Here is a 16,850-nt window from a genome sequence, read left to right as displayed (position 1 = left end):
TTGCCGTCCGGCAGCCGCTCCGCCATCGGCTGGATCGACTTGCGCCGCCCGTCCAGCATCAGCCCCCGCAGATAACAGTCACCCTTGGCCCGCTGGTCCTTGCGCCGCACCGACGCGAACACATCAGCCACGAATAACGCCAACTTCGCCCGAGCACGGTTCACTTCATGTGCATCCACACCCTCAACATGCCCCCAAACAGGACCGACAGGCAGACGTAACGGAGTCCTACTAGGGCGTCTCTTTCGGATCTTGCCGGGCCTGAGGGGCCGGGGACGCGGTCGGCGGCTGGCGGGGTGAGCGGTGCGGGAGCGGGCACCGTCTACCTCGTCTGCGCCCGCGGCCCCCGTGATGAAGCTCTGGTCGACATCCTGCCCGTCGAGCTCTGCCCGGCCGATCGTGTTGGATACGGCGTTGGCCCAGTAGATGTCGGTGGCGCCGACCGCAACCCCGAAGGGGCCCACGGTCCCGACGATGAAGTTCTGGTTGACGTTCTGTCCGTCGCGGTCCGCCCGGCCGATCGTGTTGGTGGAACTGTTGGTCCAGTAGATGTGGTGCGCGTCGACCGCCACGCCCCGTGGGCCCGCGGCCCCCGTGATGAAGCTCTGGTCGACGTCCTGCCCGTCGAGGCCTGCCCGGCCGATCGTGTTGGAGCCGTTGTTGGCCCAGTAGACCGCCGAGTTACCGGCTGCCATGCCTGCGGGATTCGAGGCACCCGTGACCAGGCTTTGAGTGACGTTCGTCCCGTCCACATCGGCGCGACCGATCGTCCCGCTCGTGAAATTGCTCCAATACACGTGCCGTGCCCCTCGCCCGGAGCCGCTGAGCGCAGGGGCCTTGCGCACACCGGGCTTTCCACTCCTGGCGGTGAGCACGGCTGTGTCGCCCGCTCTGGTGGCGCTCGGTGTGTAGTCGATTGTGTGGGGACCTTGCTGATGTCAGGTTGTGGGCTAGCTGATGGTGAACTCATTGCTGAAAGAAACGACACGCTCATCGGCGAAGCAGGAACCGCCGAGGCGTCACCACGGACATCGTCACTGTCAGTCGTGCAGGGCGGTCTTGAGTGCGTCGATGGCGAGGTGACGAGCGACCTTGGTGGCGTTGGTGTCACGCAGGAGGTCCAGCATCATGAAGTCGTGGACCATGCCCAGAACGCGGACCGCGGTGACATCGACGCCGGCTTCACGCAGCTTGGCCGCGTAGGCCTCGCCCTCGTCACGCAGGACGTCGGCCTCGTCGGTGATGACCAGGGTCGGCGGCAGGCCGCGCAGCTGGTCGATGCTGGCCCGCAGCGGCGAGGCGTAGGGCTCGGCGCGCTGGGCGGCATCGGTGGTGTACTGGTCCCAGAACCAGATCATTCCGTCCCGGGTCAGGTAGTCCCCGTCCGCGAACTGCAGGTAGGACGGGGTGTCGAAGTCGGCGTTGGTGACGGGGTAGAGCAGGACCTGGCAGCCGACCCGAACATCATCGCCTCTGTCCTTGGCCATCAGGGCGAGGGCCGCGGACATGTTTCCGCCCACGGAGTCGCCACACACGGCGAGGCGCGAGGCGTCTAGGCCGTGCTGCGCGCCTTCGCTGACCGACCATTGGGCCACGGCGTAGTTCTGCTCGATCTGGGTGGGGTACTTGGCCTCGGGGGCCCGGTCGTAGACGGGGAAGACCGCAGCCGCGCCGGCGCCGACGGCGAGTTCGCGTACGAGGCGGTCGTGGGTGTTCTCGTCGCCAAACACCCACCCGGCTCCGTGGATGTAGAGGATGACCGGAAGCGTCCCAGAGATGCCGCGCGGGCGCACGATGCGGGTGCGTACCTGCCCCCACCTGCCGGCGTCGACGGTCACCCATTCCTCCTCGACGTCGGGTTTCGCGACACCTTCTCCGGTCTGCAGGCCAGAGAGGATGTCACGCCCCTGATCCGGCGGCACCTCGTAGATCCGCGGGTGCGGCGAGGTCGCCTCGGTCAGGTCCTTCGCCGCGGGCTCCAGGACCGGAGTGGGAGGGGGAAGCACTGCAGTCATGCTGATCCTCCTTTCCCTACAGAGTTGGGGCAGCAACGACGCCAGATGCAGCATTTGCGCATATATCCATCCTTGATCAGGGTAGCGGGGCGGCGGCACACCCGCGATCGCACCGGTCCGTCCCTGGGTGGGCAGAGGAAGGACAACGGCAACGTGCTGATGAACACGGCACCCCCCTGTGCACACCGGGCACTGCAACCCGAATGGATCGACCCGTTCGAGAAACCGCACGGCACGGTGGATCGCGGCGTACAGATCGACCGTGGACTCGGTGGCACCAGTGCCCCGTTACCACGCCGAGCGCTTCGATGCCCCAACCACAAGCACCCAGGCGGTGTCCATACGCATCGACATCGCTCCCCGGCGACACCGAGTGCTGTCGATGCCGACCGACAGCCAGTGGCAGCTCTCAGCTCTCACCCGCAAAGCCACCCGCAAGGCGCTGGCGCAGGTCATCGAACGCCGGATTTCGGACATCGGCGGTGCGCTGACCGTTCCCGCCGAGCGCATGGCCACGCTCCTACTGGCCCTGTTCCAGGGACTGGTCGCCCAGCGGCGCACTGACCCGGACAGTGTGCCCGACGACATGTTTCCGCTGGCCGTCCGCTGGATGTTCGCCGGCGTCATCACCCCCGCACCCGCGCCACCGCAGGTTGGCGACGCGGCAACGGACGCTCATGCCGAGGACTGACGCCCTGGCCGACGCTCACCTTGCGGTGGGAACGGCGCGGGGAAGCCGGACTCCCGTAAGGCCCACAGACGCACCGGCAGGTGCCGGTCGCCAGGAACGAGCAGAAGGAAGAGCAAGGTGAATCCGATGACCTCCACCCACCGCACTGCGGTCGCGGTTCCCCGGACCACGGCGGGACCGTCGCGTCAGGCGCGCAAGCTGTACCTGGTCATCGGCGTCGTCCTGGCTCTCATCTGGGCAGCGCGCGCCGAAGACCCTCCCTGGCAGCACGCCCTGCGCACGCTCGGGCTGATGCTGGTCATCCTCCCGGCAGCAACTCTGCTGCTACGACGCAAGCAGGCAAGGACAGGCATCCAACTCCCCGAGCTGCGGCATCTCAACATCTTCGCCGCGAAGTTCCTGCTCGTGGCCGCGGCACTTGGCGCGGAATGGCTCCTGCAAAGCCACACTCAGAAAGCCGCCCACTACGTCGCCATCGGGATCGCCGTCGTCGTCGCCTTGGTCGGCCCCCGTCTGAGCCGCTTCTTCATCAAGCAGTCCGCGGATCCCGCGCCTTGACGCAGCTCACCGCTTGCGGGCGCCCGCGCCGCACTGGTCCACCTGTGGTGCGTCGTCGTGCCGCCAGCGCGCACACGAGACGATGCCCGGGTCCAGTACCTCCAGGCCGTCCAGGAACGTGGAGAACTCCGCGCTGCTGCGAGCCGTGATGGGCGGCGTCGCGTTCTCGTTCCAGAACCGCATCGCCTCCTCGTTGCCCTCGCCGCCCGGTTTCAGCGTCGGATGTCGGATGTGGCAGGCGAATCAGCGCAGTTAGCCCAGAGCGGCCTATGTTGCATTTGCGTAAAGGTCACAAATAGGCCCTTTCTGCACCAGGTGATCTCTATTTCCGCAGGTGAAGGCGAGATGGGCAAGCTCCGCTTCAATGGCCGTGACAAGGGCGACATGGTCCTTCGCCTGCTGGACTGGCTGCACGCAAAGCCGAAGAATCGGCGGCCGTACCCGTCATCGAGGTTCCTGATGAACTCCCTGCGAAGCCGCACCTTTTGGTCGCCCGCACGTCCAAGGCACTGGGGCGCTCGAAGACGGTCGCGGACTCCCGCGGCCGACCGGACGTCGTCCCGATCCACGTCTCACGCCCCACCTCGCCGACCGCGCCCTCGTACATGTACCGGGCCAGCCCCGCACTCCGCGAACTCCTCAGCCAGGCCCTCGATCCGCAGGTCCTGGCCCGACTCTTCGAGACGTGAATCGGCTCGTCGGCAGCTTCACCATCGACTGCGAGGCCGCGACACCCGCGGACGTCAAGGAGAAGGTACGGGAGTGCCTCACGGGCCACGTACACGGCGAACTCCGGCGCGGTCAGGCCCCGGTGCCGGGGCGTCCGCGCTCCAACGGCACCGGAGCCCGGTCGTGGTCAGACTGGGATACGGATCTTCAGCCGCTGCTTCGGATGCCGCGCATCGTTCCGCTGCGGCTGATCCGGCTCCTTCGCCAGCCGCCGTCGGCGCATCATGACGAACGGCAGGGCGGCGAGCAGGCCGAGCGCCGCGGCGTAGAGGCCATACGGCCACGGCCAGTTCAGCCCGAACAGACGGTCGAGCGATACGCCGCCGGGTCCGGTGAACGCGACTCCGAGCACCGTGACCGCGTAGAGCAGCGGGGTCTCGTAGCCGCCGTTCTGCACCCACAGGCCGTTTCGCATGTGCGTGGCAGCCGCGGCGATCATCGTGCCGACGATGATGGCGGCGGCGAGCGGGGTCAGCAGGCCGAGCGTCAGCAGCAGGCCACCGGTCAGCTCGGCGAGGCCGGCCAGCAGAGCCAGGCGACGTCCTGGCCGGTAGCCGATGCCGTCGAAGAAGGCGCCCGTGCCGGCGAGCCCGTGCCCGCCGAACCAGCCGAAGAGCTTCTGGGCGGCGTGCCCGATGAGCAGCATTCCGACGACGACACGAATGAGGAAGAGTCCGACAGCCATCATTTACCCTCCTTCACACGTCCAATGATTCTCTGATTGCGGGGATGCGAACGTCACGCACGTCGGGCCTGTCAGGTCCTCAGACCTGAGCCGGTTCGGAGATGCGCGGCTCTGGTGTCGGCGTTTGGTGCCGCTCCGCGGAGCCAACTGTGCTGACTGGGGCGGGGCTTCCTCGCAGGGGCCGCAGGATCACATCCGTGATCAGGTCATCCAATGTGGTCCGGACCTCCCGGGCCTCTCGAAGGCGTCCCCCCACCACTCGAAGATCTGCCCGCACCTCAACAGGGCTTGCCAGCACCTCTTGAGGGCCGATGACGCTACGGACAGGAACATCGCCATCACCCCTCTCGGAGAGGAATGTCCATCTCAAGGACGAGAATATGTACAACCGCAAGGCCCGTGGGGCTGATCCGCCCCGTGGGACGGTAGTGGGTCAGGTCACCCACCTCCACTGGTCGTTGCTCGGCACCAGCACACCTCACGTGCGGGCAGTTTCCGCAGTTCGGAGGGGCTGGGCGGCAGGCGATCAGGCGGCAAGCTGGACCCGGCCGAACAGCAGGGCGTATCCGGGCGGGAGCAGACGGATAATCCGCTCCGTGAGCTCGTCACCCGCAGCGTCCGCCACCACACTCAGGACCGAGCTGACGTCCCAGCGGGCAGTCGTGGGAGTGGCTCCATCGATCCGGGCCGCCACACTGTCGACGAACTGCGCACCGGTCAGCGGTTTGATGACGGGTACCTGCTCGGCAATGACCGTGGCGGCCTCGACAGGCAGCCGCTTGACCAGATCGGCCTTCGCGGGACCGGTCAGGTGCCCGCCGAGTGTGGAGAGCACGATCCTTGTGATCCGCTCGGCCTCCTTGGTGGTGGGGTACTCCCCGCGCTCGCGTACTTTCTCCACGAGTTCGCTCCATCGCATCTCCGGTATCCGTTCCTTTCATTCTGTTCGCCGAGCTCCGGGCCAAAGGCGCCGGCGACGATGTCAGACGGTGCGTGTACGAGATGGGCCGGCTGCCGGCCCCCGGCAGTGCAAAGCGAGGGCTCCTGCCGGGAGCCGGGTGCAGCCCGTTTCAGGCGTCGATCTGCTTCGGAGGCTCGCCGCCCGAGATCTGGATCTTCCGCGGCTTGGCCTGCTCGGCCACCGGGATGCGGAGCGTAAGGACCCCGGCGTCGTACGAGGCGTCGATCCGCTCGGTGTCGAGGCTGTCGCCGAGGAACAGCTGGCGGCTGCACGTCCCGGTCGGGCGCTCGGCCGCGATCAACTGTGCACCATCCGGTGTCGGCGAGCGGCGGTCAGCGCGGACGGTGAGGACGTTCCGGTCGACGTCGAGGTCGATGGTCTCGGGGTCGACACCCGGGATGTCGAAGTGGACCACGAATTCGTCATTCGCGCGGTATGCCTCCATCGGCATGGCGGTGGTCCAGGACCTTGTACCGAGCGCCTGCTGGGTGAGTCGATCCAGTTCACGGAACGGGTCGGTGCGCATGAGCATCACTGGTCATCTCCTTTCGAACGACGGATCCGGTCTGCGATGCCCGTACACCATTCATATAGCTCAGAGAAGAAAACTTGACAAGTATGGGCTGATATTTCCCCGAAAGCCCAGTTCAGGGGCGGCTGGCCGTGCCGCCGCCCTGGATACTGTGACGGCGTGGAGGTCCGGCGGCAGCGGCCATCAGAACCCGGTCGGCGCCGTCGACGAACCGGCGCAGGCGCCAGCACCCGCAGTCCCTTGCGAAGGATCGGAACGTCCGGACGCCGGCCGGCCGCCAGGCCCGGTCCCCTCCAAGTACGCCCACTGCCGGGCGTGTGCCACGTCATCCCTCGAAAGGCCTTCGATGATCCGCATATCGCAACCCGCTCGGTCCTCCCCGCCGTCCTGGCGATGGCTGCCGCCGCTGCCCTGACCATGACCACAGCCCCGGCCGCGCATGCCGTCGGCGAGAACAGTCAGTGCACCGGCAACTGGTCCGACTTCGGCGCCACGGTGGGCAAGAACGCCTGGAACTACCGCAGCGGCCCGGGCACCAGCTACAAGAGCAAGGGCTACCTGTACCGGGGCGACAAGCTGAAGGTCTTCTGCAGCAAGGGCGGTTGGAGCTACAGCCAGCTCACCCAGCGCTCCAAGTCCGGGATCCCCAAGGGCACCAAGGGCTGGGTGCGCAACGACGGCCTGATAAACCTGGCCGGCTGACTCCCGGACCCACCACAAGCTGTAGGTTTCCAGATCCCGTGGCCACTTTCCATTATCGATGGCCACCGCGTGGCCAATAGGACACGGGGATGGAAATCATGCTCCGTGGACGAGTAGTTCCTCTCTTCGTGTACAGGACCTCCCCGGTCGTCGTCTCCACTGCTGGCCGGGGCAGGACCCCAGCGTTCGGCGGCCAGTGAGGCCGCCTCGGAGATCGCGGGGTTGATGGTCCGATGGGTACAGCGGTGGCTGCGCCGGTACGGCTGAGTGTCCGGCGTGGTGACGAGACGGTGGTGGAGGACCTGGAGTGGCCGTCGGTGCCACTCGGGCTGCTGCGGGAGGCCCGGCCGTGGCGGACGTTCCGCTGGTACAAGGGGCAGCAGCACTATTCGGGCACGTACTGGTCGGCCACCGTGGGCGATCACGTGATCTACGAGTCGCGGCTGGAGCTGGGGCGGCTGCTGTTCGCCGACTTCGCTCCGGAGGTGCGGCACGTCGTCGCCCAGCCCTTCCTGCTCAAGGCCGACCTGGACGGCAAGGTCACGCGGCGACAGAACAGAGGTGACGCCCGGCATGCGCGTGGGCAAGTCGCGGTTGCGGGCCGCTCGCGCGTGGATGCGCGGGTACTCCGGCGGTTCCGTCGCAAACTCAACTGGACGGCGTGACCGGGGACCACATGCCGAGCCACTGCTCGGCGCCCCAGGCCTCGAACCGCTCTACCTCAGTGAACCCCAGCTTCGCCGCGAGACGCATCGAGCCGACGTTGGCGGTCTGGGTGGTGAGCACCACCGGCTCGCCGGGAAGGACGCCGTCGAACCAGTCGAGTGCGGCCGCGCACGCCTCGGCGGCGTACCCGAATCCCCACGCCCGCGGCAGGAACAGGTAGCCGAGATCGGCCTTCCCCGCGGCAGCCGGGCGACGGTGCCCCGTTGCTCTCCTGAGCAGGATCTGGCCGATCATCGACCCGTCGAGATCAACGACGAAGCTCCCGGGCCACCGCTCGGGCGCCCCGGACATCTCGCGCTCAAGCTCGTCACGCGGCCGGGGGCCGCCGAGGTAGGTGTGCACCTCTGGCGAGGCGAGCAGCTCGATGAACGCCGCACGGTCCCGGGTCTCGGGCTCACGGAGCACGAGCCTCTCGGTCCTGATCGGCTCAGGCGGCCAAGCCACGGGTCCCAGATCTTCCATCCGCGCACGCTAACAGGTGGTCAAACCAACCGAACGGGAAACTCCACCTAGATCCGAACCCCAAGGAGCACCTAGGCGCCACAGACGCCTCCGGGCCCGCGCGCCGAGGAAAATGACACGCACCATGGGAATCCGGCACTGACACGATGCTGGAACGGTGCGCAAAGCCGCGGGTCTGAAGAGCTGACGGTGAATCAGGTAATGGGAACCTACACAAGCATGTAGGTTCTCGGATCTCGTGGCCTTTCTCACCGGGGATGTCCACCGCGTGTCCAATACGACACGGAGGTGAGAATCATGCCCTTGATGTCCCTTCTCCTGCGAATTGGCCCCTGTCTCAGATGATCTGGCCCGTTGGCGCTACTCATGTCACGCGAGACCTCGACCTGCGCGGCGATGACACCCCGAGGGCTCGGTGAACAGCACACGCCAATATGGTTGCCCGATGACGTCGATCAAGAAGTTCCAAGTCACCTTCGACTGCGCTGAACCTGAGCGCCTCGCTCGGTTCTGGTGCGAGGTGTTGGGGTACGTCGTACCGCCGCCACCGGAGGGGTTTGCCACTTGGGGCGATTTCAAGCGCTCTCTGCCAACTGAGCAGCAGGACGCATGGTTTGCCTGCAGTGATCCCTCAGGCGTGGGCCCGCGACTGTACTTCCAGCGTGTTCCCGAAGGGAAGGCCGCCAAGAACCGGCTGCATCTTGACGTGCGGGTCGGCACCGGACTCGTGGGTGAAGAGCGCCTCGCCGCACTTGAGGCCGAGTGCGCTCGACTGGTCCCGCTCGGCGCGGTACACGTGCGAACGCTGTATGACGGCAATGATTCGTGCATCCCGATGCAGGACATCGAGGGCAACGAGTTCTGTATCGACTGAGGGGCCGCGAACGAGTCCTCGTTCCCCGTTGGAGTTCCGACTGGCAGCTATCCCTCGCAGTTCGTTGGTTCAAGGGCGCGGAGAATGGCCGTGTGACATATTTCGCTGCGCCAACTGCCGACAGCCTCTAACGAACGAGCTGGTACCGGGAGAGCCGATCAGGGGCCCCGAGCGGCCGCCGGGCCACGAGGTCGTCTCGCCCCGGATGGTCCCAGGAAACTTCAAGGTGAACTTCGATGCAAGCCTTCTGATCCTTCACCCGGACGACGCTCCGGGGACTGCTCTCCATCCCGATCCGCGGCGTCTCGCTGGTTGCTGCGGATTCGCTGGCCAGAACGGACGCAACCTCATATGTAGTGGCTGCGGTGTTGAAGTTGCGACCAAGGAGTCCGACTGCTGGACCGACAATCTCGTGGGGCTGATCGCCGCCGCAGTGACGAATGAGTTGAGGACTGCGTTCGTTCCCGCAGCCTCCGTCCGTTCGATCGCGCAGGGACCGGACAGAGGTGGGACATGCTGCGTCACGGTCAGCTCCAACACGGCAGGGGACAGGGCCGTCCCGTCGAACCCCCGCCCGTCGCCAAACCGGTGGAGTCGGCCCCCCAGGGGCGCCGGGCGGAAAACCGGCACTCGTCTTCCCCGCCCATGGACCATTGCGGCAGAACGAGCACCGCACGCGCAGGGAGGCACTGCTCACTCGCGCCAAGTCGCGCAATGTGCCCGCCCCGCCCGGCCGGAGGCGGGCACCGTCGAGCCGGTAGTCCGGCGGGGATGGCTGGATGCCCGCGCCCGAGCGTCTGGTTCCCGACGCCTGTATGACGGGGTGGGACACGCGGTGGCGATGATCGAGGACCGGCGGCGAGACGCCGAAGCGGTAGGGATGACTGTCGGCCCCTGGTAACAGCTGTTACCATGCGGGTATGGCAAAGACACAGCTCGGGGCCCGGGTAGAGCCAGAGATCGCGGAGCTCGCCAAGGCGCGGGCAGAGGACCGCGGTCTGAGCATCGGCGACTACATCGCCCAGTTGGTCCGGGACGATGCTGGCGGCCTGCGCGCCCGCGGCCTGGATGCCGCCCGGCGCTTCCTAGACGAGCATCAGCACGTCTTCGACGACGACGCCGAGGACACCCAGCAGCCCGCCTCGGGAGCCCACGCCGCGTAATGGAACTGCACATCGACGTCCCCTGGATCCTGCAGGTCGCCGAGATCGCCGGGGCAGGAGATCCGGCGCCCGACGACTACGGCGTCCCAGTGGCCGCCGTCGCCTGCCACAAGGCCGAACTCCTCCAGCAGCCGGTCTACGACGGCCCGTACGCGCGAGCCGCCGCCCTGGTCCACATCCTGGGCCGCTGCCGCTGGCTCGAGCGCTCCAACATGGCGGTCGCGGCAGCAACCGGCGTCATGTACATGGAAGCCTCAGGTCACCCTGTTAAGCCCACCCGCGGTGATGCCATCGCCCTGCGCGACCTGCTCCGCGACCCCTCCTGCACCGCTGCAAAAATCGCCGCACTGCTGCGCTCCTGGCCCGCCTCAACCTGACGGGAGACACCTCGCTGCCTTTGCTCCTGTCGACGGCGTTTCGGCGTCCGTCAACGGCTTCCCCGGCATCGACATGACGCGTCCCACCTCGCAGGAGTGGACGGACATCGCGCCCGCACACGCGGCCAGGTGTTACTCGCCGTCACCACCCGGACGTCGCCCGAGGGCCCCCAGGCCGACGAGGCCGCCACCTTCCGGTTCGTACAGGCTGACCGCACCATCAACAACGCCGTATCCCTACTCATCCCCCTGCGGTGACACCGACAGCAGGCCGCGTGCAGAGCCGGTCCTGGGAGCGCCGCCTCGGCGCCCTCGCCTGCCACAGGAGGGTGTCAGGACCCGGTGGTTTTGCGCAGCCGGTAGGCCGGTGACTCGGGACTGCGCAGATGTACAGAGCGATGAACGAAGCTTGATCCCCCAGTTCTTCTGAGCAGCTGGGGTGTCGGGAGCCTCCAGGGCAAGGACGAGGCAAACTCAGTAGGCAGCGCCGCGCCCTCGGCAAGCTGCGCCGGACTCCAGCCGGTGACGTCCAGCAGCACCCGTCCACCGGCTCGCGATAGATCTGCCCCGGCCGCGGACCGGATCGGGAGCGTCAGATACCCGCCCCGGCTGCGCGAACTGGAGAAGGACGGCGAGAGGCTCCAGGCCGTTTGTGACCTGGAGCCTGCCTGTGTGCACTTCGTGGACCGCCCTGTTCAACGACTGCCAGCCGCCGCGGTCGAAGGCGTGCTCGACGCGGGCACGGACGACCTTACGGCCGCGGACCGGGATCAGGGTGCCGTCCACGATCCACAGCCGTTCCACGGCGTCGGCAGGCCGGGACGCCGGTTTCGATGGCTAGGAGAGGCCGCAGCCGCTGGATGACCTGGTACACCGTCGCGGGCGAGACACTGGGTGTGGTGCCTGCCCTGCGCGATCTTCTTGTCGTAGTGGGCCCGCGATGCCGGGTATCGCGCCCCGGGCGGCGAAAGCGGAGGAAGAAAGCCCGTTTCAGCTGTGCGGGCCGCATGACCATGTGGATGGGCGGGGCGGCGCATTGGCCGGTCGGCGGGACGAGATTCTGGCAGACGCTCAGAGGCGCATCCCGTGCGTGTCCGGGGCCATCCACGCCTCCAGCGTCACCACTTTCTCCAGCCTGCCTGCGTCCGGGCAGCAGCAGGTTCCCCCCGGGCCGGTCGAGCTCGAGCTCTAGGCGTGCCCGACTGTCGTGAGGAAGGACGTGGCGTCCCGGTGCAATTCATTCGGCAGGTCGGTCAGTCGGGACACGACCGTCCCGAGCTCGCGGGCGAGGTCGGGGAACATCGACCAGGAGCCGGGGTCCCTGGTCGTCACCGCGGACAGCAGGTCGCCTTCGTAGAACTTGCCTTCCACCAGCGGGTTGTTGAGCAGTACCTCGACAGCGAGCGGCAGGAGGAACGGCAGCCCCACGCTCTGCACGATCAGTGTCCGCAGGTCCTCGACGGTCAGCGTGCCGATCGGCTTGCGGCGCAGAGCGTGCACCCTCTCCGCGAGACTGGTTGTGGGGCCCGGGTCCGGCCAGCGGGAGTCCTCGAGGTCCTCGAGCGTGCGGTCGCGGTGCAGGAGTCTGTTCATCCGGGTGATTGTCCCGCCCCGAGCGCGCTCCCCGCGCCGCCTGCAGGCTCAGCTGTGCGCGAGGCGCCGGGCGTTGTCCCTTTTATCCTCCCGGGCCTCGCTCGGGCGAAGGCCCGTCAGCTGCCGGTACTGGGTGACACCGTCCGGCCGTCGAGACCCCCCGCGCCGGTCGCTCCGCTGCGCTGCGGCCCGGCGCTCCCGCTCTCACGCACCGGGGGCCCGGCAGCTGGTCGGCGGGGACGCTCCGCGCCCCGCTCCCTCGCTTCGCGCTGCCTTCCCCTCGGCCCTTCGCGCCATGGAGCTCCTCATCTCTGCCCGCGAGGCCGTGGCCGATGGTCTATCCGCTCTTGTCTGCGAGGCCCCTGGAGCTCAGCAAGGACAAGGTCCTGGCGCTGCTGGCCAGTCTCGAAGAGCTCAGCCAGCTCCGGCCGTAGCAGCCGCCCGGCGGCTCCGGCCGCCGGCGACAGGGGGAGTGGCATCCCCGCCGCGTGTGTGCCGGGGTTGTGGTGGGGTGGACTGACGTTGCTGTCGGTGGTGCCTTCTATCGTGGTGGTTGTAGGAAGTGCACGGCACACCACCACGGGGAAGTATGTCCGCTACCAGTATCACCGTGCCCGCGCACGTGCTGCATCCGTCCGTCACGGACGGGGCGACTCGGGTCCGTCTTACCGGACCCGGACTGCCCGCGGAGAGCGTGCTGATGCGCTTCGCACCGCTGGCCGGGCCGGGGGCGGTGCCTGTTCCGGATCTGCTGGCTGAGGGGGCGGACCCGGGCAAGCTCGATCCGTATATCGCGGGGCTGCTGCTGATCGGACACCTCCGATGCGAGAAGGGCGACGGCCAAGAGGTCGTCCTCGATGGCGCCACGGGGCGGGTGTTCACCATGTATCTCTTCGAGGACTCGCCCGGCCTGATCGACGTGATCCCGCTCGCGCCGTCGGTCGACGCGCTGGCGCGGTTCCTCGCGCACGTGGACGACTTCCGGGCGATGCGAGGCCGGTTCGCTCACCTTGCGGGCCGAAGGGGGCCCGAAGTGGTGGCGGAGGCCGAGCAGTTGCTGATGGCCGGTTTCGTCGAAGAACCCTGGGGGGAGGGCGACTGGGGCAGCGCGGGCCCTCGATCTTGCTGGGACCACGAGATCCCGGTGCTGTGGGGTATCGCCTCGACCATACGGCCCTTGGCACTGGTCGCCGGGCCGGGCCGCGGCCTGCAGCTTGACCTGCCGGAGGGGCTGCTGGAGGAGGAGTTCGGGGCGGACGAGATGATGCGCATCGATCCGGCGAAGCTGCCTGCGGCCCTGATCCATGAGCCGACACGCCGGTTCCTCGCCGAGGTGGGGCTCCCGAAGGTGGAGCTCCTGTTTGGGCTGTGGGACGACGAGTACCTGCTGCGCATGTTGGCCGAAACCGAGGCTGAGACCGGGACGCAGAGCGCGTGTGGCGCGGACAGCGCAGCCGGCTGGATGCCGGCCGATGCGGATCGGCTGATCTGCCTCGGCAGCCTCGTCCACGACTTCGAGGTCGTGATCGATGGCCGCACGGGCCTGCTCTCGTACCACGGGTATGGTGCCGACACGACGACTCCGGTGAACGCCGACATATCCACGCTGGCATTCACGGTGTGGATGTACAGCCGGGAGCAACGGCTCGACCAGCAGCACGACTTCACCCAGGACTTCTACCACCAGCTCGCCGACACCATGGTCGAGGTCCTCGCATCGGTCGACCCCGTGGCCTGCCTGCCGGCGAAGGACGAGGACGACTACCGCTACTGGCCGGAAGTGTTCCACGACGAGGCGGGTGGCGTCCTCTGAACCCGCCCGGATCGGCGGAGTGAACCCGGTCCATGGCGCTGCTCGCAACTCTCGTCGAGCTCTGACAGCTCCGGCCGGAGCAGCTGTCCGGCCATTCCTTCAGACAGTCCCCGGAGCGTGCCGGACGACGTCGTCTGCGCACACTCCTCCCCGTACCCGCAGGGATGGTCCCGCGTCAGGCGGTGAGTTCTGTCTGGGCTGACAGCACGGTGCGGGGGTTGTGGCGGATGTACCACTCGGTGGAGAGGACACGCTCCCGGTCGGCCGGTGGGAGGCCAGCGATCAGGCCTGGTGCGGCTCCTCGCTCCACCTCGGTGTGGTGTGCCAGTACGGCGGCCCACTTTTGCTCCAGCCAGGGACGGACGTTGACGGTTGCGGTGATCTGCTCGTCGGGAACGCTGTGTATCGCTCTCCCCTCACGGGCTAGGAGTCCGCTCAGCTCCTGCACTGCTGAGTGTGGGTGGGTGGCGAGGTACAGGGCGGTCGGTTGCCAGGGGTCACCGGCATCGGGGTAGAGCTGGTCAAGCCCGGCCGCTTGGACTGCGAGCATGGTCACCCGGTGGGTGTGCACGTGGTCGGGGTGGCCGGTCAGTCCGCCGTAGGCGTCGTGGGTGACCACGATCTGCGGGCGGAACTCGCGGAGATGCGCGACCAGCCGTCCCACCGTCTCGTCGAGTGGTGCGTCGCAGAATCGCGCACTGCCCGGGGCTGATTGGGGTGCGCGTGCGTCGGCGTAGCCGAGCATGCGTGGCTTACCGGCGCCGAGGGCCTCGAGAGCTTTGGCCAGTTCTGCAGCGCGGGGGGTGTTAGCGGCCCAGGTTGCCGTGACAACTGCGGTTCGGGCACCGGCGGCGGCGTGACGGGCGAGCACCCCGCCTGACCACAGGGACTCGTCGTCCGGGTGAGCGTAAACAGCGAGCAGGCTCGGCACAGGCATCGGTGGGTCACCTTCGAGTGCGTGGAGGTCGGATCATAGGCCAGCTCGGCAGGCCAGCCGGGCCCGCGGAGGCCTTGCGGCCCCGCTGACAGGGCGAGCGGCTGTGTGAGTCTTGAGTCGACAAAGCCCAATAATTCTGTGTGGAGGGGCGCATACTGGACGGGCGATTCCCCTCCCGTCTCCTCACCGGCCGCACCGCACCCTCGGCTCGAACGGGCCCAGGCCGCGCCTCTGGGAGAGGCGTCGAGTGAACACACCGCAATCGATGCGCTGGACTGCAGCCCGGATGGGCGCACCCTGGTCAGCGGCGGCTCTGACGTACTGCGGCTGCGGGACCTCTCCGACCCGAAGCGGCCCAAGGCACTGAAACCCCTGACCGGCTACACGGGCCCCGTTGACGCGATGGTCTTCAGCCCGGACGGGAGGACACTGGCGACCGGGACGACACGGTCCGGCTGTGGGACGTCTCCGACCCGAAGCATCACCACGTCGGTGCGGGTGCTGGCCGGGCGATTTCGACCTGGACCGAGGCGACCGTGTCGAGGTTGTCCGCCTCGCCTCGGGCGCCGCGCTGGCGAGATTCGGGAGGTAGAAGACTCGCAGGAGCCGGCGATGGTAGCGGTGTGGCCGACGCATGTTGCCGCTGACCATCAGGCCGACACAGCCCACCCAGCCCCCAAGCCGACCCAACGGAGTCCAACTAGGCGCCGAACTGCTGGGCGGCGGCGCGCAGGCGCTTGCCCCGCTTGCCCGTCACTGACTTGATCGGGATCAGTACGGCCCACCACAGCTTCGCGCCCGTCGGGGAGATGAAGGCGAGCGGCACTGCGACGGCGAAGACCAGCACCGTCGACGCCAGATCGGCCAAGTCGTTGCGCGCGACGGGATCTGGCACCGCCGCGCTACCCAGCCACGGGCGCTTCCACAGTGCGACCGTCAGTGCGAGTTGTGTGGCCCCCATGGCCGCGACGGCCCCGGAGTAGACGGCCACCGCCTGCGGCTGGTCCCCGTACTCGGCCAGCAGGGTGGTAGGGAAGGGCATCAGGGCGATCAGCCCCAGGCTCAGCAGCCCGAATCTGATGACCGTCCCATCGACCTCCCGCACGTACCGGAAGACCTGGTGGTGGCCCCGCCAGAACGCCGCGATGACCAGAAAGCTGAGGGCGTACGCCCACACGTTGGGCATCACATCCCCCAGCGCGTGCTCGAAACCGGCGGTGTCCAGCCCGGCGGGCAGCGTGATGTCCAGCGCCAGCAGCGTCATCGCGATGGCGAACACGCCGTCCGACAGCGCGAGGAGTCGGACCGCGCTCCCCTCGTCGTCCCGCACTCGCTGATGGCCGTTCACAACCCCCACCCTAGGATCAAATGCCCAAGAATGCTCAGATCGCCTTCGTCGCGCTTCTTGAAGGGCCGCATGACGGCGCCCGGTTGTCGTGGCCGGGAGATTCGGAGATCATGACGCCAACGATCTGCGCCCGGTGAGGGACAGATGCACCCGACGCGAGGCGGTCGCGCAGTCCGGGCACCTCAACTCCGGTACGGCGCTGTGGGCTTCGGCCACAACAACGCCACCCACCTCGGTCAACCGATCCAGCACCAACCCCAGAGCGTTCGGGAACAGCACGTCCTTCACCCCGGACAGAACCCCCATGACCAGGGCATTCCCGCCGTCAAACGTAAGGCGCTGGGCTGACGATCGTGACCATCACGAAAATCCGACCGGACCCGTTTTCAAAGATCGCCATCAGCTGGCGTCCTACTCGTACGACAAGGGCTTCAAACACGCCATCGACCGGGTGAGATGCGGCGGCACGTGGATGGGTGATGGCTATCTTGCGACCACCGAGGGCGATGCGTAAGGGCTGCCCGGGGCAGGGAGCAGGAGTGGGTCGATGGGGCAAAAGTATCTTCAGCGTTTCGCCTACAGCGAGGGTGTCACCAAGCCTGCACTCGATGAGGCGTGGGGCGAAGCCTTCAAGGCGTTCGCCCGGTCGGGCAACTGGGGCGACGTCGACAGCGGCATCGTGCA

The 16,850-nt window shown here is 67.6% G+C and carries 20 protein-coding genes and 2 pseudogenes; 11 read left to right on the top strand and 11 right to left on the bottom strand.

The genetic code is table 11. The features are described 5' to 3' along the window. Together ABZS64_RS37415 and ABZS64_RS37410 are read right to left on the bottom strand one after the other, a co-directional pair. Positions 1 to 797, bottom strand: a 797-nt coding sequence (locus ABZS64_RS37415) for a transposase (protein WP_355839394.1), incomplete at its 3' end; no start/stop codon positions are given. A gap of 243 nt (positions 798 to 1,040) precedes the next feature. Beyond that, entirely contained in the window at positions 1,041 to 2,015 is a 975-nt protein-coding gene (locus tag ABZS64_RS37410) for an alpha/beta hydrolase (protein ID WP_355839392.1), read from the bottom strand. A 271-nt stretch (positions 2,016 to 2,286) separates the two neighbouring features. On the opposite strand from ABZS64_RS37410, the gene ABZS64_RS37405 reads away from it, so the two are divergent. Then, positions 2,287 to 2,706, top strand: coding sequence for a hypothetical protein (locus ABZS64_RS37405; RefSeq protein ID WP_355839390.1), 420 nt, complete (start codon positions 2,287 to 2,289; stop codon positions 2,704 to 2,706). Positions 2,707 to 2,832: 126 nt separating this feature from the next. Continuing rightward, positions 2,833 to 3,264, top strand: a complete 432-nt coding sequence (locus ABZS64_RS37400; RefSeq protein ID WP_355839388.1) for a hypothetical protein — start codon at positions 2,833 to 2,835, stop codon at positions 3,262 to 3,264. A gap of 6 nt (positions 3,265 to 3,270) precedes the next feature. Here ABZS64_RS37400 and ABZS64_RS37395 read toward each other — a convergent pair. Next, positions 3,271 to 3,489 (bottom strand): annotated as a pseudogene (locus ABZS64_RS37395) (SAM-dependent methyltransferase); the annotation flags it as partial. A 260-nt stretch (positions 3,490 to 3,749) separates the two neighbouring features. Here ABZS64_RS37395 and ABZS64_RS37390 point away from each other — a divergent pair. Beyond that, a complete protein-coding gene (locus tag ABZS64_RS37390; RefSeq protein ID WP_355839386.1) occupies positions 3,750 to 3,953 on the top strand; it encodes a hypothetical protein in 204 nt (67 codons plus the stop codon). 167 nt (positions 3,954 to 4,120) lie between these two features. On the opposite strand, the gene ABZS64_RS37385 is transcribed toward ABZS64_RS37390, so the two are convergent. The 3 genes from ABZS64_RS37385 to ABZS64_RS37375 form a co-directional block, all read right to left on the bottom strand. Further along, positions 4,121 to 4,681, bottom strand: coding sequence for a DoxX family protein (locus tag ABZS64_RS37385; protein WP_355839383.1), 561 nt, complete (start codon positions 4,679 to 4,681; stop codon positions 4,121 to 4,123). A gap of 523 nt (positions 4,682 to 5,204) precedes the next feature. Beyond that, on the bottom strand, positions 5,205 to 5,579 hold the full coding sequence (locus tag ABZS64_RS37380) for a DUF2267 domain-containing protein (protein ID WP_355839381.1): 375 nt from the start codon (positions 5,577 to 5,579) through the stop codon (positions 5,205 to 5,207). A gap of 169 nt (positions 5,580 to 5,748) precedes the next feature. Continuing rightward, on the bottom strand, positions 5,749 to 6,171 hold the full coding sequence (locus ABZS64_RS37375) for an Hsp20/alpha crystallin family protein (protein WP_355839379.1): 423 nt from the start codon (positions 6,169 to 6,171) through the stop codon (positions 5,749 to 5,751). A 393-nt stretch (positions 6,172 to 6,564) separates the two neighbouring features. Between ABZS64_RS37375 and ABZS64_RS37370 the strand changes: the two genes are divergently transcribed. Then, the gene (locus ABZS64_RS37370; RefSeq protein ID WP_355839377.1) at positions 6,565 to 6,873 is read left to right on the top strand and encodes an SH3 domain-containing protein; all 309 of its coding nucleotides are present in this window, start codon (positions 6,565 to 6,567) and stop codon (positions 6,871 to 6,873) included. A gap of 233 nt (positions 6,874 to 7,106) precedes the next feature. Then, on the top strand, positions 7,107 to 7,538 hold the full coding sequence (locus ABZS64_RS37365; RefSeq protein WP_355839375.1) for a hypothetical protein: 432 nt from the start codon (positions 7,107 to 7,109) through the stop codon (positions 7,536 to 7,538). Here the strand turns inward: ABZS64_RS37365 and ABZS64_RS37360 are convergent. After that, positions 7,522 to 8,061 carry a GNAT family N-acetyltransferase gene (locus tag ABZS64_RS37360; protein ID WP_355839373.1) on the bottom strand — a complete coding sequence of 180 codons (540 nt, stop codon included), beginning with the start codon at positions 8,059 to 8,061 and terminating at the stop codon, positions 7,522 to 7,524. The genes ABZS64_RS37365 and ABZS64_RS37360 overlap by 17 nt on opposite strands. Positions 8,062 to 8,506: 445 nt before the next feature. Here ABZS64_RS37360 and ABZS64_RS37355 point away from each other — a divergent pair, with 445 nt between their 5' ends. The 4 genes from ABZS64_RS37355 (at position 8,507) to ABZS64_RS37340 (ending at position 10,733) form a co-directional block, all read left to right on the top strand. Then, on the top strand, positions 8,507 to 8,935 hold the full coding sequence (locus tag ABZS64_RS37355; protein WP_355839371.1) for a VOC family protein: 429 nt from the start codon (positions 8,507 to 8,509) through the stop codon (positions 8,933 to 8,935). A 920-nt stretch (positions 8,936 to 9,855) separates the two neighbouring features. Then, the gene (locus ABZS64_RS37350) at positions 9,856 to 10,098 is read left to right on the top strand and encodes a hypothetical protein (RefSeq protein ID WP_355839369.1); all 243 of its coding nucleotides are present in this window, start codon (positions 9,856 to 9,858) and stop codon (positions 10,096 to 10,098) included. Then, positions 10,098 to 10,475 (top strand): fic family toxin-antitoxin system, toxin component, encoded by a 378-nt coding sequence (locus tag ABZS64_RS37345; protein WP_355839367.1) that lies wholly within the window; start codon positions 10,098 to 10,100, stop codon positions 10,473 to 10,475. Before ABZS64_RS37350 ends, ABZS64_RS37345 begins: the two co-directional genes overlap by 1 nt. 96 nt (positions 10,476 to 10,571) lie before the next feature. Continuing rightward, positions 10,572 to 10,733 (top strand): hypothetical protein, encoded by a 162-nt coding sequence (locus ABZS64_RS37340; RefSeq protein ID WP_355839365.1) that lies wholly within the window; start codon positions 10,572 to 10,574, stop codon positions 10,731 to 10,733. A 489-nt stretch (positions 10,734 to 11,222) separates the two neighbouring features. On the opposite strand, the pseudogene ABZS64_RS37335 reads toward ABZS64_RS37340, so the two are convergent. Both ABZS64_RS37335 and ABZS64_RS37330 read right to left on the bottom strand, forming a co-directional pair. After that, a pseudogene (locus ABZS64_RS37335) lies at positions 11,223 to 11,364 on the bottom strand (IS5/IS1182 family transposase); the annotation flags it as partial. 299 nt (positions 11,365 to 11,663) lie between these two features. Then, positions 11,664 to 12,068, bottom strand: coding sequence for a contact-dependent growth inhibition system immunity protein (locus ABZS64_RS37330; RefSeq protein ID WP_355839363.1), 405 nt, complete (start codon positions 12,066 to 12,068; stop codon positions 11,664 to 11,666). A 589-nt stretch (positions 12,069 to 12,657) separates the two neighbouring features. Here ABZS64_RS37330 and ABZS64_RS37325 point away from each other — a divergent pair. Continuing rightward, positions 12,658 to 13,881: an SUKH-4 family immunity protein gene (locus tag ABZS64_RS37325; protein ID WP_355839361.1), complete on the top strand. Its 1,224-nt coding sequence runs from the start codon at positions 12,658 to 12,660 to the stop codon at positions 13,879 to 13,881. A gap of 175 nt (positions 13,882 to 14,056) precedes the next feature. Here the strand turns inward: ABZS64_RS37325 and ABZS64_RS37320 are convergent, their stop codons facing one another. Next, the gene (locus tag ABZS64_RS37320; RefSeq protein WP_355839359.1) at positions 14,057 to 14,818 is read right to left on the bottom strand and encodes a PIG-L family deacetylase; all 762 of its coding nucleotides are present in this window, start codon (positions 14,816 to 14,818) and stop codon (positions 14,057 to 14,059) included. A 105-nt stretch (positions 14,819 to 14,923) separates the two neighbouring features. On the opposite strand from ABZS64_RS37320, the gene ABZS64_RS37315 reads away from it, so the two are divergent. Then, positions 14,924 to 15,583, top strand: a complete 660-nt coding sequence (locus ABZS64_RS37315) for a WD40 repeat domain-containing protein (RefSeq protein WP_355839357.1) — start codon at positions 14,924 to 14,926, stop codon at positions 15,581 to 15,583. Here the strand turns inward: ABZS64_RS37315 and ABZS64_RS37310 are convergent. Then, entirely contained in the window at positions 15,519 to 16,166 is a 648-nt protein-coding gene (locus ABZS64_RS37310; protein ID WP_355839355.1) for a TMEM175 family protein, read from the bottom strand. The two genes, ABZS64_RS37315 and ABZS64_RS37310, sit on opposite strands and share 65 nt — an antisense overlap. Between the last annotated feature and the right edge of the window lie 684 nt (positions 16,167 to 16,850).

It is taken from the genome of Streptomyces sp. NPDC005408 (genome assembly GCF_040606445.1).
Lineage (GTDB): Bacteria > Actinomycetota > Actinomycetes > Streptomycetales > Streptomycetaceae > Streptomyces.
Note: the sequence above shows the minus strand (reverse complement) of the source record. Positions and strands in the feature narration are given on the sequence as shown.